The 16,195-nt window shown below is 69.2% G+C and carries 15 protein-coding genes; 8 read left to right on the forward strand and 7 right to left on the reverse strand.

Features of this window, described 5'->3' with window-relative positions; all coding sequences use genetic code 11:
• Positions 1-90: 90 nt before the first annotated feature.
• The 6 genes from ACVFI9_RS17195 to ACVFI9_RS17220 form a co-directional block, all read right to left on the reverse strand.
• Positions 91-720, reverse strand: a complete 630-nt coding sequence (locus tag ACVFI9_RS17195; RefSeq protein WP_474763396.1) for a PadR family transcriptional regulator — start codon at positions 718-720, stop codon at positions 91-93.
• Positions 721-809: 89 nt separating this feature from the next.
• Positions 810-2,240: a vanillate/3-O-methylgallate O-demethylase gene (gene ligM, locus ACVFI9_RS17200; RefSeq protein WP_474763397.1), complete on the reverse strand. Its 1,431-nt coding sequence runs from the start codon at positions 2,238-2,240 to the stop codon at positions 810-812.
• A gap of 82 nt (positions 2,241-2,322) precedes the next feature.
• Complete coding sequence (purU, locus tag ACVFI9_RS17205; RefSeq protein WP_474763398.1) at positions 2,323-3,195, reverse strand: formyltetrahydrofolate deformylase; 873 nt, start codon at positions 3,193-3,195, stop codon at positions 2,323-2,325.
• A gap of 10 nt (positions 3,196-3,205) precedes the next feature.
• Entirely contained in the window at positions 3,206-4,012 is an 807-nt protein-coding gene (locus ACVFI9_RS17210; protein WP_474766298.1) for a methylenetetrahydrofolate reductase, read from the reverse strand.
• A 216-nt stretch (positions 4,013-4,228) separates the two neighbouring features.
• Positions 4,229-4,768, reverse strand: a complete 540-nt coding sequence (locus ACVFI9_RS17215; RefSeq protein ID WP_474763399.1) for a MarR family winged helix-turn-helix transcriptional regulator — start codon at positions 4,766-4,768, stop codon at positions 4,229-4,231.
• Positions 4,769-4,879: 111 nt separating this feature from the next.
• Positions 4,880-6,379 (reverse strand): aldehyde dehydrogenase family protein, encoded by a 1,500-nt coding sequence (locus ACVFI9_RS17220; RefSeq protein ID WP_474763400.1) that lies wholly within the window; start codon positions 6,377-6,379, stop codon positions 4,880-4,882.
• A 227-nt stretch (positions 6,380-6,606) separates the two neighbouring features.
• On the opposite strand from ACVFI9_RS17220, the gene ACVFI9_RS17225 reads away from it, so the two are divergent.
• The 8 genes from ACVFI9_RS17225 (at position 6,607) to ACVFI9_RS17260 (ending at position 14,936) form a co-directional block, all read left to right on the forward strand.
• A complete protein-coding gene (locus ACVFI9_RS17225; RefSeq protein WP_474763401.1) occupies positions 6,607-7,488 on the forward strand; it encodes a transketolase in 882 nt (293 codons plus the stop codon).
• Complete coding sequence (locus tag ACVFI9_RS17230) at positions 7,488-8,453, forward strand: transketolase family protein (protein ID WP_474763402.1); 966 nt, start codon at positions 7,488-7,490, stop codon at positions 8,451-8,453. Before ACVFI9_RS17225 ends, ACVFI9_RS17230 begins: the two co-directional genes overlap by 1 nt.
• 32 nt (positions 8,454-8,485) lie before the next feature.
• Positions 8,486-9,553, forward strand: a complete 1,068-nt coding sequence (locus ACVFI9_RS17235) for a zinc-dependent alcohol dehydrogenase (RefSeq protein WP_474763403.1) — start codon at positions 8,486-8,488, stop codon at positions 9,551-9,553.
• Positions 9,550-11,079 (forward strand): sugar ABC transporter ATP-binding protein, encoded by a 1,530-nt coding sequence (locus ACVFI9_RS17240; RefSeq protein WP_474763404.1) that lies wholly within the window; start codon positions 9,550-9,552, stop codon positions 11,077-11,079. The genes ACVFI9_RS17235 and ACVFI9_RS17240 overlap by 4 nt, the downstream gene beginning before the upstream one ends.
• Positions 11,063-12,058, forward strand: coding sequence for an ABC transporter permease (locus ACVFI9_RS17245; protein ID WP_474763405.1), 996 nt, complete (start codon positions 11,063-11,065; stop codon positions 12,056-12,058). Before ACVFI9_RS17240 ends, ACVFI9_RS17245 begins: the two co-directional genes overlap by 17 nt.
• A gap of 131 nt (positions 12,059-12,189) precedes the next feature.
• Positions 12,190-13,179: a sugar ABC transporter substrate-binding protein gene (locus ACVFI9_RS17250; RefSeq protein ID WP_474763406.1), complete on the forward strand. Its 990-nt coding sequence runs from the start codon at positions 12,190-12,192 to the stop codon at positions 13,177-13,179.
• Positions 13,180-13,262: 83 nt separating this feature from the next.
• Positions 13,263-14,045: an SDR family NAD(P)-dependent oxidoreductase gene (locus ACVFI9_RS17255; protein ID WP_474763407.1), complete on the forward strand. Its 783-nt coding sequence runs from the start codon at positions 13,263-13,265 to the stop codon at positions 14,043-14,045.
• Positions 14,046-14,051: 6 nt separating this feature from the next.
• Positions 14,052-14,936, forward strand: coding sequence for a sugar phosphate isomerase/epimerase family protein (locus ACVFI9_RS17260; protein WP_474763408.1), 885 nt, complete (start codon positions 14,052-14,054; stop codon positions 14,934-14,936).
• Positions 14,937-14,939: 3 nt separating this feature from the next.
• Here the strand turns inward: ACVFI9_RS17260 and ACVFI9_RS17265 are convergent, their stop codons facing one another.
• Positions 14,940-16,178 carry an MFS transporter gene (locus tag ACVFI9_RS17265; RefSeq protein WP_474763409.1) on the reverse strand — a complete coding sequence of 413 codons (1,239 nt, stop codon included), beginning with the start codon at positions 16,176-16,178 and terminating at the stop codon, positions 14,940-14,942.
• Positions 16,179-16,195 lie beyond the last annotated feature (17 nt).

Below are 16,195 nucleotides of genomic sequence, written 5' to 3' on the forward strand. Positions count from 1 at the left end.
GCTCGCCGCCGTCGGAATCACTCGTTCCCGTCGCTGAGGACCTGGGCGTCCTCGGCGGCGGGAACGGCTGTTCGTGCGACGAACCCGCGGTCACTCGGAGCCGGAGGTCGCGGCGCGCGCCCCGCTCCAGGTGCCGTCGGCCTCCGCGAGGGAGTCGACGAGGTCGAGCCCGCGCTTCGCCCAGCCGATCTCGACGCGGGCTCGCTCGACGAGGCCCTCGTACGCGAACCGCTTGAACGCGATCGTGCGCTCGTGTGCTTCGGCCGGGGCGGCAGCGAGGCGACGGATGAGCATCGGATTGTCGACCGCGTCGATGCGCCGCAGCTCGCCCTCCCACTGCTCGAGTTCGCTCTCCCATGCGGCGATGTGCGCGTGCAGCACCTCGCGAGCCACCTCGGGCGACGTCGCCTCGAGGTACGCCGCCTTGAGGTGCGCAGGATCGCGCACCCGCGAATAGTCGAGCGGGGCCGCCATCCAGTCGAGGAACGACCGGTCTCCGGCATCCGTCACGTGGTAGACGCGCCGGGTGCCGCGCTCGCCGCGCACCTGCTCCTCGCCCTCGATGAGGCCAGCGGCCTCCATCTTGCGGAGCTCGGGATAGATCTGCGAGTCGGGTGCGTGCCAGACATGCCCGACCGACAGCGAGAACTGCTTCTGCAGGTCGTAGCCCGAGAGGGGCCCGACGCGCAGCAGCGCCAGGAGGGCGTTTCGCAGGCTCATGTGACTCCTCGAGGGCGGGGAACGGGCGGGGAATGGGACGAGAGGGCCAGGGCGGAAGCCCTGACCCCCTCGGGTTTCAGCGTACCAACCTAGACCTGGGCGGCCTCGGGCTGGTCCTGGTAGCCCGTGCGCCATCCACCGTGGTAGGTGGCACGAGCGACCGTCGAGTACGGCACGGGGCTGACCACGGCGCGGATCTCGGTCTGCTCGTGCGGCTCCACCGACGCCTTCGAGGTGCCGCCGTTCGGCTCGCCCCAGACGACCTTGAGCTCGGTGCCCTCCGGCACGTTCGCGTCGACCGTCGCGAGCGAGAGGCCGCGGCGCTCGTTGGCGCTGTACCCGGTGAACATCGAGTATCCGACGACGGTGCCGTCGGCGTCGACGACCGCGTCGTAGTTCGCCGAACCGTAGTTCGCGAGCGGCAGGTCGAAGAACTTGTAGTTCGGCCCGTCTACGTTCAGGAGCGACGTGAACACCTTGCCGAGGTCCTCGGCGTCCCACGCGAGGGTGACCTTCTTGCGCTGCGACGCCGGGTCGACCTGCTCGAGCGCGTCGCGTCCGATGAAGTCGTGGTCGAACTTCACGAACGAGCCGTAGCCGAGCTCCCACGGGGTGAGGTAGTAGTCCTCGATGTTCTCCGATACGAACGATCCGGCGAGCGTGCCGGTCGCCTCGTAGCTGTCGGCGGGGAGCCACTCGCGGTAGGCGCGCTCCGCCTCTCCGGTGTAGATGGCGGGCAGCGGCGACGGGATCCAGCCCGACTCGAGCGTGTTCGACGGGTAGGCACGCGAACCCACCGGCACGAGGCCGAACTCGGCGCCCGCCTCGACGATCGCGTCGCGGATGCGGTGGTGGTCGGCGTAGGGACCCCAGATCTCGAGGCCCGGCGCACCGGCCATGCCGTGACGAAGCGTGCGCACCGTGGTCCCGTCGATCGTCATGGTGGACATGTTGAAGAACTTCAGCTGCTCGAGCGGTCCGCCGTTGAGCTTCTCGATGACCTGCCAGGCGTTCGGGCCCTGGATCTGGAACCGGTAGTACTTGCGGCTGACCGCGTCGCCGTAGGGGCGCGAGGGCGAACGACGGTCGACGGTGATGTCGAGGTTCTGGTAGCCGCCGGTCTCGCCGTGGAAGAGCAGCCAGTTGGCCGCCGGTGCGCGGCCGACGTACACGTACTCGTCCTCGGCCTCGCGGAACAGGATGCCGTCGCCGATGACGTGACCCGACGCGGTGGTGGGCACGTACTGCTTCGCCTTGTCGACCGGGAAGTTCGCGACCGAGTTGATGGCGGTCGCCTCGATCAGCTTGATGGCGTCGGACCCCTTGAGGAAGAGGTTGTCCATGTGGTGCGACTGGTCGTAGAGCACGGCGGTCTCACGCCACGCCTTCTGCTCCTTGATCCAGTTCTGGAAGTCGGCCGGCACCACCGGGTAGATGTACGAGCCGATCTGGGAGTTGCGGAGCAGGTCGACGGCGCTACCCGACGCGTCGAGGACTTCCTGCAGATTCTTGGGTGCCACGATGTGAACCTCTCTGTTCTTGCTTTCTTGCTGGGATCTGGATTTTCGTGCGCCGGATGCCTCGGGCTGAGGCATCCGCGGTCTAGAAGACGATGGTGTGGTTGCCGTGTCGGATGACGCGGTCCTGGGCGTGCCACTCGACGGCGCGCGAGAGCACCGCGCGCTCGACGTACGCGCCGCGCTTGGCGAGGTCGGCCGCCGAGTGCGCGTGCGTGACGCGGGCGACGTCCTGCTCGATGATGGGGCCCTCGTCGAGGTCCTTCGTCACGTAGTGCGAGGTCGCGCCGATCAGCTTCACGCCGCGCTCCCTGGCCTTCTTGTACGGTGCGGCACCGATGAAGGCCGGCAGGAACGAGTGGTGGATGTTGATCACCGGCACGCCGACCTGCTCGAGGAACCCGTCGGAGAGGATCTGCATGTACCTCGCCAGCACCACGAAGTCGACGTTGCCCTGCAGGAGCTTCAGGATCTCGGCCTCGGCCTCGCTCTTGTCGGGCCCCTGCGACGGGATGTGGAAGAACGGGATCCCGAACGAGCGCACGTCCTCGGCGGTGTTGGTGTGGTTCGAGATCACCATCGGGATGGTCACCGGGAGCTCACCGCGCCGGTGCCGCCAGAGCAGTTCGAGGAGGCAGTGATCCGAGGTCGACGCGAGGATCGCCATGCGCTTCGGGATGGACTGGTCGGTGAGCTTCCACTCCAGCCCGAGCGGCGCCAGGGTCTTCTCGAGGTCGGCCTCGATGTCGGGCGCGGCGACCGAGAAGTCCTTGCGGTGGAACACCACGCGCTGGAAGAAGGCACCGCCCGAGGGGTCGTCGGTGTACTGGTCGAGGGTGATGATGTTGCCCTTGTTGCGGGTGACCAGCGCCGCGACCGCCGCGACGATGCCGGGCTGGTCGGGGCCGTGCACGATCAGGCACGCCTGGTCCCGCTGGGGTTGGATGTGCAGCGTCATGCGGCGCCCCTTACGACTGCGCGGCGCGGTACTCGGCCGCCCAGTTCGAGGTCGCGAGCAGCCCGCCGAACGTGTAGAAGTGCAGGCCCACCCGGCCGGCGCCGGGGTCCTCGGCGAGCAGCGCGGCGAGGTCGGTGACGAACCGGTCGGGGCCGGCGGTGCCCATCAGGTTGGTGAGCGAGAAGCCGTACTTCTTCACGATCATCGCGTTCGCCCCGACGCCGAACCGGCGTGCGAAGGCGAGGAGCCGCTTGATTCCGGCCGGGCCCGGCGTGCCGATGCGGATCTGGGTGTCGATGCCCTTGGCGCGCACCTGGTCGATCCAGTTGATCACCGGGTCGGTGTCGAACGCGAACTGGGTGAGGATGACCGCGTCGAGGCCGGCCTCCTTCAGTGCCGCCGACTTCGCCTCGAGGTGCTGCCAGAGCACGTCGTCGTCGATGTCGGGGTGACCCTCGGGGTAGCCCGCGATCGACACCTCGCGCACCCCGTACTGCTGCAGCACGCCGGAGCGGATCACCGACAGCGAGTCGGGGTAGGGGCCTTCGGGCTTGGCCGGGTCGCCGCCGACCGCGAACACGTGCTCGGTCGCGCCGACCTCCTGCAGGGCGGCGAGGAACTCCTCGAGCTGCGCCTGCGACTGCAGCCGGCGAGCCGAGATGTGCGGAACGGGCACGAACCCGAGTTCCTTCACGGCCTTGGCCGCCGACACGCGCATCTCGAGGTCTTCATTGCCGAGGAACGTGACGTTGATCTTCGTGCCTGCGGGGATGCTGTCCTTCGCCTCGATGAGCCCGGGCACGTCCTTGCCGGTCATCTCCAGCGAGAAGTCGTTCACCAGTTCGAGCGATGCCGCGCGATTGGGCGCGGGGGTGGTTCTGGTCACTGATCGTGGTCCTTTCCAGGTTCAGCGGGCGCCTCGTTGCGCGCTTGTCCTCTACTATACCTATGTCAATAGGGACTGTCGATAGGTATTCGATAGACGTTCCACTGGATGGAAGGGTCGCCGATGATCCGGGTGCGCGGGGCGGTGTCAGGCCGTGGCCGCGGCCGCGTGCACCCCGTTCTCGAGGATCTGCAGCTCTCGGGTCTTCTCGAGCATGCGCCGCAGCAGGCTGTTGAGGCGTTCGATGTCGTCGGCCGAGAGGTCGGCGAGGATGATCTCCTGCCCGCGCATCGAGATCGGCAGCATCTGGTCGTGCATCTCGCGGCCGGCTCCCGTGAGGTACATCGGACGCGAGCCGCGGGGGCCGTCGACGAGCAGCACGAGGCCGTGCTCGACGAGCTTGGTGACGGCCTTGGAGATGACCGCCTTGTTGAGGCCCAGGAACTCCGACACCTCGGTCGCCGAGAACCCCGGGCGGATCGCCAGCGCCGAGATGATGCGCCAGTCGTTCGTGCCGAAGCCGAAGCGCCGGCGCAGCTCGTGGGACTCCCGCCAGACCAGGGCGTTCGAGAGCAGCGCGAGCAGGCGCGGCGTGAAGTTGTCGGGGTCGATGATCTCGGCCAGGGGCTCCGTCACGGCATCGGATGGCACCGCCGGGCGTGCCCGCGGCTCCGTGTCGCTGTCCATGGCGTTCCTTCCGATCCGGTCGCGGCATCCGTCGTCGCGGCGTTGATTCGAGTGTCCCAGACGCAGGGATCCGGCCCCGCGAGCGGAGCCGGATCCCGTGTCGGTCCGTGGTCAGTGCGCCATCGCGGCGAGCGCCTCGGGATCGATGGTGGCGATCGACCGGGTGTCCTGGAACGCCCGGATGCCCTCGATGCCCTGCTCGCGGCCGAATCCCGACTGCTTCATGCCGCCGAACGGGGCACGCAGGTCGAGCCGGGTGGCGCCGTGGTCGTTCACCCAGACGTAGCCGCAGACGAGCTGAGATCCGATGCGCTCTGCCGTGGCGGGGTCGGCCGTCCAGACGCTGCCGCACAGGCCGCCCCACGTGTCGTTGGCGAGGCGCACGGCCTCCTCCTCGGTCGAGAACGGGATGATCGGGATGACCGGTCCGAACTGCTCTTGCGTGACGACGCGCAGCGACGGGTCGGGGTCCACGACGATCGCCGGCCGGAGGAAGTTGCCTCCCGCGAGGTCGCCGCCCGGGAGCTCGCCGTACTCGCGCACGTCGGCGCCGGCATCCTTCGCCTCCTGGATGAGCTCCTCCACGAATGCCTTCTGGGCGGCCTGGTGGAGGGGGCCCATCGTGGTGCCCTCGTCGAGCCCGTAGCCGAGGACGACCCGGTTCAGCCGCACCTCGAGGCCGGCGACGAGCTCGTCGATGCGCGACTCGTGCACGAAGACGCGCTTGGCGTTCATGCAGATCTGGCCGGTGGTGTCGTAGATCGCCGCGAAGAGCCGGTCGAGGTGGACGTCGTCGATGACGGCGTCCTCGGCGAAGACCGCCGCGTCGTTGCCGCCGAGCTCGAGCGTGACCCGGGTGAGCGTCTTGGACGCCATCTCCATGATGCGCTTGCCGCCGTTGACGCTGCCGGTGAAGCAGACCTTCGCGACATCGGGGTTCTGGATCAGCGCGCCCATGTTCTCGTCGCGGCCGGTCACGACGTTGAGCACGCCGGGCGGCAGCTTCTCCGCCACGCGCTGCACGACGCGGGTCGTCGCGAGCGGTGCCGAGGGCGGCGACTTCACGATCGCGGTGTTGCCGGCGAGCAGGGCGTGCGGCAGGGAGGCCCCGAGGATGGCGATCGGCCAGTTGAACGGCACGATCACGGTGACCACGCCGAGCGGCTGGTACGAGACCTCCGTCGTCACGGGGATGTGACCGGGAACGACCGGGAGCGTCTTGCCCGTGTCGACCTCGTCGGCGAGCATGAGCGCGAGATTCCACCGGATCTCGAAGACGAGGGCATCGATGACGCCCTCGAAGCGGACCTTGCCGTTCTCCTGCGACAGGATCGCCGCATCGGCGTCGCGTTCGTCGGCGATTCCGGCGATCGCCTCGGCCATCAGCGCCGCGCGCTCGGTCGCGCTCATCGCCGACCAGGCCGGGAAGGCCGCCTTCGCTGCGGCGACGGCATCGGACACGTCCTGCGGCGATGCGGACGCGGCCTCGCCGACGATCACGCCGGGCTTGGCCGGATCCGCGACCGTGAGCGTCTCCTCGGTGTGCCGCGCTTCGCCTCCGATGAACAGCCCGGTGCGCACGGCGGTTTCGGTACTCGTTGTGTCGGTCATTCCCGAACACCCACCTCTCTGTGTGTGTTGCCCATCACCGATGCCGGCGGCACCCGGTGCGGCAGTAAACGAGTTTATGTGCATTCTTGTTTACTTGTAAAGACGATCCTGCTAACGTCACTCTCCATCGCCCCACCCACGACCGGGGCGATCGAAGAGCGAGAGTCGATGACGACGCAGGCGCGAAGCCGTCGACCTCGGTGCATGAGTCAACGAGGAGGCATGCGATGGCCCGAACGACGCGGTTGAGGTCCGAGGAGGATCGACCCACGGTCGAGGAGCTGGAAGACCTGGCGTTCGAGCTGCGGTCGAAGCTCCTGCACCTGTGCGGCACGTACGAGGGAGCCGTGCACATCGGCGGCGACCTGTCGGCCGCCGACATCTTCACCGCCCTGTTCCAGTACGGCCTGGACGTCGATCCGTCCGACATCCGGAACCCCGAGCGCGACCGGTTCGTGCTCAGCAAGGGGCACGCGGCGGTCTGCATGTACATCGCCATGGCGATCCGCGGGTTCTTCTCCTACGACGGCATCGTCGAGACGTACGGCAAACTCGGCAGCGCCTACGGCATGCACCCGTGCAAGGTGCAGCTGCCCGGCGTGGAGGCGTCCACCGGTTCGCTCGGACACGGCCTCCCCCTCGCTGTGGGCATGGCCCTCGGCGCACGGCACCGCGGCGAGGACCACCGTGTGGTGTGCCTCCTGGGCGACGGCGAGACCGGCGAGGGCTCGGTGTGGGAGGCCGCGATGGCGGCTCGGAGCAACGAGCTCGGCAACCTCGTCGCGTTCATCGATCGCAACCGCCAGCTCATGACGAGCTTCGCCGAGGAGCGCGTGGTGTTCGAGCCCTATCCCGACAAGTGGCGCGCGTTCGGCTGGAACGTCATCGAGACCGACGGCCACGACATGGCGAAGCTCGTCGCCGCCATCGATGCCCTCCCGGCATCCGACTCCGATCGTCCGACCGTCGTCATCGCCGAGACCGTCAAGGGCAAGGGCGTCGACTTCATGGAGCACAACCTGGCCTGGCACGCGGGTTCCCTCGGCGCCGCCGACCTCGAGCGCGCAATGGCGTCGCTCGAAGCCAACCGGAAGAAGGAGACGGTCTGATGCCGGTCACGTTCACGTTCGGAGAGATGCTCTCGGCTCGCTCCGTCATCGGCACCACGCTCGCCGAGCTCGGTGCGGAGCACAAGAACCTCTGGGTGCTCACGCCCGACATCGGCGCGACGCTCGTGGAGTTCCGCGACGCCTACCCCGACCGGTTCCTCGACGTCGGCCTCGCCGAGCAAGCCTGCGTCGGCATCGCCGCCGGGCTCGCCTACGACGGGAACATCCCGGTCGTCTCGGGCATGCTGCCGTTCCTCAGCATGCGGGCCCTCGAGCAGGTGCGCACGGATGTCTGCTATCCCAACCTGCCGGTGAAGATCATCGGCACCCACGGCGGACTCGTCGGCAACGGCGGATCCACCCACTACGCGGTCGAGGACCTCGCGCTCATGTGCGCGCTCACCAACATGACGGTCACCTCGATCGGCGACCCGCTCATGGTGGGCGAGGTCATCCGGCAGTCCATGTCGATGCCCGGGCCGATCTACATCCGGCTGGCCGTCGGCAAGAAGGACATGGTGCTCTACGAGCCGGGGCAGCACGACGTGCGCATCGGCAAGGGCATCGTGGCCCGCGAGGGCACGGATGCCACGATCTTCACGCACGGGACCACGGTCGCCCAGGCGCTCCAGGCCGCCGACACGCTCGCCGAGGACGGCCGCTCGGTGCGCGTCGTCGACATGTTCACCCTGAAGCCCATCGACGAGGAGCTCATCGTGCAGAGCGCCGAGGAGACCGGCGGACGGTTCGTCGTGCTCGAGGATCACCTCGCCTACGGCGGCCTCGCCACGCGCATCGCCGACGTGCTCGCCGACCGGGGCATCCACCTCGACGCCTTCGAGCGCCTCGGCATCCCGCAGGTGTACGCGGGCTTCGGCGAGGACGAGGAACTCCGCGACAAGTACGGCTATGGACTCGACGCCACCATCGCGGCGACCCGCCGGGTCATCGCCGCCCAGCCCTGAATCCATCGACCACGAGCTCAACGGAGAGACGAATGAGAACGGTCGCCGTCACGAAGATCGGCAGCCTGCGCGACCCCGACGAAGGCGCTCGCGGCCGGATCGGCGTGGTCGACTTCCCCGACCAGCCGCTCGGACCCGAGGACGTGCGCATCCGCGTGGCCTACGCCGCCATCTGCGGATCCGACCCGCACCTCGCCGAGGGCTACTTCGGCACGGAGGTGCCGATCGGCCTCGGTCACGAGATCTCGGGCGTGATCGAAGCGCTCGGCGCTGCCGCGAACCGCAACGGCCTGCGCGTCGGCGACCGCGTCGCCGGCAACTTCCTCCGCTTCTGCGGCACCTGCCGCGCGTGCCAGGAGGGGAAGCAGCAGTTCTGCGAGTACATCCAGGAGTACAACCGGCCCGGCATGGCCGAGACGGTCACCTGGCACGAGTCGCAGGTGTACCGCCTGCCCGATGAGGTCTCGCTGCTGAAGGGATGCCTCCTCGAGCCGACCTCGGTCGCCGTGCGCATCGCCGACAAGACGCACATGAGGGTCGGCGACCGGGTCGCGGTCTGCGGCGGCGGCCCCATCGGGCAGCTCGCCGTGCAGGTGCTGCGGATGCACGGCGCGACCTCGCTCACGATGATCGAACCGATCGCCGAACGACGCGAGATGGCGCTGCGCCACGGCGCCGAGCACGCGATCGACCCGGTCGGCGAGGACCAGGCGGCGCGCGCCGCCGAGATCACGGGAGGGCGCGGGTACGACGTCGTGATCGATGCATCCGGGTCGACCCGTGCCGTGCTCGGGCTGCTCGATATCGCCGCGAAGGGCGCGACCGTCGTCTACGGCGCCATGTACCCGGCCGACTTCGCGATGCCGCTCAACCTGTCGGACTTCCTGTACCTCAAGGAGCTGACCCTCACCGGTGTCTTCATCTCGCCGTATGCGTTCCCCCGGGCCCTCCAGGTGCTCCCGCACCTCGACGTCGACGAGCTCACGAGGGCCGTCTTCGAGCTGGAGGACGCCGTGCCGGCGTTCGCCGCACACGTGAGCGGGGAGCATCCGAAGGTCGTCATCCGCTGCAACGACCTCGACGAGGAGGGCGCGTCATGACCGACCGGACCGGCACGATCGTGCCCGCGCTCGAGGCGCGCGACATCGTCAAGCGCTTCGACGGCGTGCACGCGTTGAACGGCGCGCGGCTCTCGGTGCGGCCCGGTGAGATCCACGCGCTGCTCGGCGAGAACGGCGCGGGCAAGTCGACCTTGATCAAGGTGCTCACCGGCGTCTACGCGCCGGACGCCGGAACCCTCTGGCGCGATGGCGAAGCGGTCGAGTTCCACAACGTGCGCGTGGCCAATCGCGCCGGCATCGTCGCGCTGTACCAGGAACTGTCGATCGTCCCGACGATCAGCGTCGCCGAGAACATCCTGCTCGGCGAGCAGATCCCGTCACGCGGCGGCGTCGTGCAGTGGCGGGCTCTGCGCCGCCGCGCGCGCCAGCAGCTGGACCGCCTCCACCAGAAGATCTCGCTGGGCAGGCTCGCGGGTGAACTGTCCCCCGTGCAGCAGACCATGGTCGCGTTCGCGCGCGCGCTGGCCACCGACGCGCGCGTGCTCATCCTCGACGAGCCGACCGCGTCGCTGACCGACACGGAGATCACCGAGCTCTTCACGGTGCTCCGCGGCCTGCGCGACGAGGGCGTCGCGATCCTCTATGTGTCGCATCGCCTCGAGGAGGTGTTCGAGCTCTGCGATCGCCTCACGGTCATGCGCAACGGCGAGACCATCGTCACGAAGGATGTCGCCGACTCCCACATCGACGAGGTGATCTCGAGCATGGTCGGCCGCTCCGCCGGGGAGCTGTACCCCGACCGCGACACGGTCACCACGGAGGTGGCCCTCACGGTGGCCGACCTCGACGGTCGGCGCGTGAAGGACGTCTCGTTCACCGCGTACCGGGGCGAGGTGCTCGGCATCGGGGGCCTGGCCGGCTCCGGGCGCAGCGAGCTGCTGCGAATCCTCTCGGGAGCCCAGAAGCACACCGCCGGGACGATCATGGTGGGCGACACGACGCTTCCGCATTCACCGGGCGTCGGCCGGGCACTGGATGCCGGGATCGCCCTGGTTCCGGAGGAACGCCGCACGCAGGGCGTGATCCTCGGCTCGACGATCCGCGACAACATCGCCCTGGCGAACATCCCGGCCGTCAGTTCGTTCGGGGTCGTCGACGGCGCGCGCATCTCCGACATCGTCCGCAAGGGCATGGCCGACCTGAAGATCAAGGCGCGGAGCCAGCGGCAACCCGTCGGCGAGCTCTCCGGCGGCAATCAGCAGAAGGTCGTGCTGGCCAAGATGCTGGCCCGGAAGCCGAAGATCCTGCTCATGGACGAGCCGACGCGGGGCATCGATGTCGGCACCAAGGCGGAGATCTACCGATTGATCCGCGAGCTCGCGGCGAACGGCACCACCGTGATCGCCGTCAGCTCCGAACTGCCCGAGCTCATCGGCATGAGCGACCGGGTGCTCATCATGCACGAAGGGCGGATCTCGGGCGAAGTCCGCGCCGACGAGGCGGACGAAGAAGTGCTGCTGGCGTACTGCTACGGAAAGGCTGAATCAGATGACCACGACGCGTAACCCCGGGCTGGAGGACACCTCCGACGTTCGGGCCATTCCTCGCCGGTCGATGGGGCAGACGCTCCTGGCGTCGGGCACGGTGCTGGCCCTGGTCGCCCTGATCGTCTTCTTCTTCGCGATGCGCCCCGACGTCTTCCTCGGGTTCACCAACGTGCGGAACATCCTGTACCAGGTCGCCATCCTCGCGATCATCTCGGGGGCCCAGACGATCGTCATGGTCGTCGGCGACTTCGACCTGTCGCTCGCGGCGACCTCGGCCCTCGCCGGCGCAGTGGCCTCGTCCATGATGCTCGGCGGCATTCCCGTGCCGACGGCGATCCTCGTGGGGCTCGCCGTCGGGCTGCTCATCGGACTCGTGAACGGCGTGCTCGTCGCCTACCTCAACCTGTCCGCCTTCGTGGCGACCCTGGCGACCCTGACTTCGGTGACCGGTCTCGCCTTCATCGTGACCGACGGCACGACCCTGTTCAAGATGCCCGAGGAGTTCAACAACCTCGGGCAGGGGCGGTTCCTGCAGATCCCCCTTCCCGTGTTCATCGCCACCGCCATCTCGCTGATCCTCTGGGCGCTGCTCAGGTACACGACGCTCGGTCGCCGGTGGTACGCCACTGGTGGCAACGCCGAGGTCTCGCGGCTCTCGGGCGTGAACGTGCGGCTCGCCCGACTGCTGGCGTTCACCGTGGCGGGGCTCGTCGCCGCCATCGGCGGCATCCTGCTGGCGGCACGACTCGGCAGCGCGAGCGCGGTGCAGGGCGAGGACAATCTCCTGTTCTCGGTCGCCGCCGTGTTCCTGGGGATGACCGTCGTCCGGTCGGGCGCGGCGAACATCGTCGGAACCCTGGTGGGCGTCGCGATCATCGGCGTCATGAGCAACGGCCTGAACATCCTCGGCGTCAACTCGTACGTCCAGCAGGTGGTGACCGGATTGATCATCATCGCCGCGGTGACGCTGTCGTCGCTCAAGACCCGCGAGCGATAGCGGCTCGCCACGAACGCCCGGGTGCGCATCGCACCCGCCCGGACCACCCGAATCACGCAATCACGCAATCACGCAACCACGCAATTCCGACCACCCACTCACACAACGCAATCACGACAAGGGAGTTACTCATGCGAAAGACATTCAAGGCGGCGGTGGTGCTCGCCGCGGCCGCAGCGCTTGCACTGACCGGATGCTCCACCGGTGGCGGCTCGGGCGACGGCGGCGACGGCGACGAGCCGTTCCGGGTCATCGCGTTCACGTCGGGCAACCAGACCCCGATCGGCGCGTGGTGGGTCAAGGCCGTCGAGGCGAAGGCCGACGAGCTCGGCTGGGATCTCACGATGATCCAGGGCGACTTCGACTTCCAGAAGATGAACCCCGCGGTCGAGAGCGCGATCGGCCAGGGCGCCGACGCCATCTTCAACGGCTACACCGACGAGGCGTCGATCCAGTCGATCGTGACCGCCGCGCGTGATGCCGAGATCCCGATGTTCGCGATGGACGCGGGCACCGAGCCGACCGACGCGTACGTCCTCAACGTCACGACCGACCAGCAGGGCATCGTCGACCAGACCATCGGCGCGCTCGATGAGGCGCTCGGGGGCCTGGACGGCAAGACGGTGATGGTCATCGGACACGACCCGCACGCGGGCATCCGGATGCGTTCCGGCCTCGCGGTGGAGGCCTTGGAGGAGGCCGGCGCCACCATCGCCGGCGGCGACATGCAGAAGGTCCAGTCGCCGGCGACCGGCCGCACCGAGACGCTGGCATTCGTCGCCGACTTCATGTCGGCGAACCCCGGCGTCCTCAACGGTGTGTGGGCCGGCTGGGACGACGCGGCGCTCGGTGCCGCGCAGGCGATCACCGAGGCCGGTGAGGCGGGCAAGGTGACCGGCGTCGACGCCGTGAGCGAGGCCATCGCGCAGATCCAGGCCGGCGGTTCGATGCTGGCGACCGTCGAGCAGCCCTGGCCGGCCATCCTCGACCAGGTGATCGCGGCCATGGTGGCCTACCAGGAGGACGGCACGCTGCCCGACGAGAACTTCGAGGCCGTCGCGACCACGCTCGTCACCGCGGAGAACGCGGCGAGCATCACCCCCTCGGACAAGTTGGAGTAGTCCGAGTCGAGTCCTCCGGTTGTGGGGCGGGGCGTTCCCTCGCCCCACAGCACCGATCGTCAACCCCAGAAGGAAGTCAGCTCATGCGTTTGGAAGGCAAAGTCGCGCTCATCACCGGGGGCGCCAGCGGCATCGGACGGGCGACCGTCGAGAAGTTCGTGCGTGAGGGAGCGAAGGTCCTCATCGTCGATATCGACCTCGACCGCGCCGAGCAGGCGGTCGCCGAGATCGAGGAGCTCGGCTTCGCGGGGGCCACGGCCGCAGCGCAGGCGGATGTCTCGGTCTACGCCGAGGTGGAAGCCGCCGTGCAGCGCGCCGTCGACGTGTTCGGCAAGCTCGACGTGATCTTCAACAACGCGGGCATCGCGGGCGGCAAGCCGCTGCTCGAGCACGACCCCGAGGTCGACTACGCCCCGATGATCCGCGTCGACCAGGACGGCGTCTACTACGGCATCCTCGCCGCGGGGCGGCAGTTCCGCGCCCAGGGCACTCCCGGCGTCATCATCAGCACGTCGTCGATCTACGGCGAGCAGGCCGCCGAACTCGCGTTCACCTACAGTGCGGCCAAGGCGGCGGTGATCTCGTTCACCCGTTCGGCCGCGTACGAGCTCGCCGAGTACGGCATTCGCGCCGTGGCCATCACGCCGGGCCGGGTCGGCACCGCGATCATCAACCAGTTCAGCGACGACCTGAAGGCGACCTTCGCCTCGGAGCAACTGCGCAACACGATGACCGCGCCCTCCGAGATCGCGGACGTCGTGGCCTTCCTCGCCTCCGACGAGGCGAACGTGATCAACGGCACCGTCGTGCACGTTGACGACGGCTACTCCGTGTTCAAGCAGCGTCTCGACCTGCCGGTCTTCTAGGCCACGGTGAACACCGTGCACGCCGATCTCGACGTCGCCTGCCACCTCAACGTGCTGGTGGCGGATGCCGCGCCCGCACGCCTCGGCCCGGCCCTCGATGCGCTGGCGGGCGCCGGGTACCGACGCGTCGTGCTGCCGCCGCTCGACCCCGGCACCACGGATGCGGTGGCGCTCGCCCGGCTGTTCGCCGAACGGAGTCTCGCGCCGATCACGATCGCCGGCCAGATGCCCGACGCAGACGTCTCGTCGCCCGATCCCGGGGTGCGAGCCGCGGGAGCCGCGATGCTGCGCGCCGCCCTCGACCTGACGGTCGCGCTCGGCGGCGACCAGATGAACGGCGTACCGTACGGCCCGTTCGGCGGCCCAACGGCGCCCGTCGGGCGGGAGGCGTTCGAGCGCGCCGCGGTCGAGGTCGGGCGCGTCGCCGACGAGGCGCACGAGCGCGGCGTCACGATGACGTTCGAGGTGCTCAACCGGTACGAGACGGCGGTCGTCAACACCGCCGAGCAGGCGATGGACTTCGTCGTCGCGAGCGGCTCGGATCACCTGCGGATCCACCTCGACACCTTCCACATGGCCGTCGAGGAGGCCGACCTGTCCGCGGCGATCCGCACCGCCCTGCCGAAGCTCGCGTACCTCGAGCTCGGCCAGTCCGGACGGGGCCCGCTGTCGAGCGGTGCAGTCGACGTCGTCGACGTGGTCCGACGGGCGCTCGACGACGGCTACCGGGGCCGGTGGGGCATCGAGGCCTTCTCGCGGTCGGTGCTCGCCCCGCCGGTCGCCGACCTGCTCGCGATCTGGCGCGAGCCCTACGACGACGGCCTCGCGCTCGCCGTCGACGCGCTCCGCGTGATCGACGAGGGGCGCGCGGCGAGCGCCGTGCGTCGCTGAGTCCTACGCGTCGATCCTCGCCGGCTCCGCCTCCGCGTGCCGGTCACGTCCCACGAAGACGCCGACGATCAGCTGTGCGACGAGCGTGAGCGCGACGAGCAGGAGCGGCACGAGCCATCCGCCGGTCAGGCTCAGCAGCCCGCCGAACGCCACCGGTCCGACGGCCGCGATCGCGTAGCCGCCCGACTGCGCCATGCCCGAGAGCCGGCCGGCCGCGATGGCGGAGCGGGCGCGCAGGCTGAACAGGGTGAACGTCATCGAGAGTGACGCGCCGCTGCCGAGGCCCGAGACGACGACCCAGCCGAGGATGAGGTCGGGCGCGGTGATGAGCCCCGTGACGCCGACGATGCCGAACAGCGGGATGAGCGCCGGCGTCCAGCGGGCGCGCCGGGGCGCACGCAGCAGGAACGGGACGATGAGCGACCCGATGAGCGAGCACACCTGCAGCACCATCACGTCGATGCCCGCGACGACCTCCGAGCGCCCGAGCGAGATCGCGAACGGCGCGAGCCAGGTGATGAGCATGTAGAACCACATCGCCTGGAGGCCCATGTACGCGAGCACCAGCCAGGCCACGGGGTCGGCCCACATGCCGGCCCGTCGGTTCCGGGGCTCGGCGGCCCGATGTTCGGGGTGCGGGCCTCGTTCGCGCTGGCGGTCGGCGATTCCGCGCCGGGTCACGAGGTGCGCGCCCCATGCGGCGATGGCGAGGGTGACGAGCGATCCCGACCAGACGAGCGCCCACCGCCAGCCGATCTCCTCGCCGTCGACCACGATGTGCGAGATGGGCACGACCACGCCGGAGGCCAGCGCCCCGGTGCCGGCGAGGAACGCCGTGAACAGCCCGGTCATGCCCGCGACCCGGTCGGGGAAGTCGCGCCGGATGACCGCGGGCAACAGCACGTTCACGACCGCGAGGGATGCCCCGATCAGCGCGGTGCCGACCCAGAGGTTGGCGGGCGATCCGGGCAGCGATCGCCACACGGTGCCCGCCGCCAGGGCGCCGAGCGACCACAGCACGGTCTGCGACATCCCGAGCCTCGTGCTCAGGCCGTGCGCGAGCGGCGAGACGACCGCGAACGCGATCAGCGGGATGGCCGCGAGGAGGCCCAGTGCGGCCTCGGTGGTGCCGAGGTCCTCGGCGATCTGCGCGAGGAGCGGGCCGACGCCCGCGATCGAGGCGCGCAGGTTCGCCGCGATGACGAGCACCGCGACGGCGAGGAGAAGGCGCGGACGCCGCACCGCTGACGGTGCCGGCG

It is taken from the genome of Agromyces sp. NSFZ (assembly GCF_056156205.1).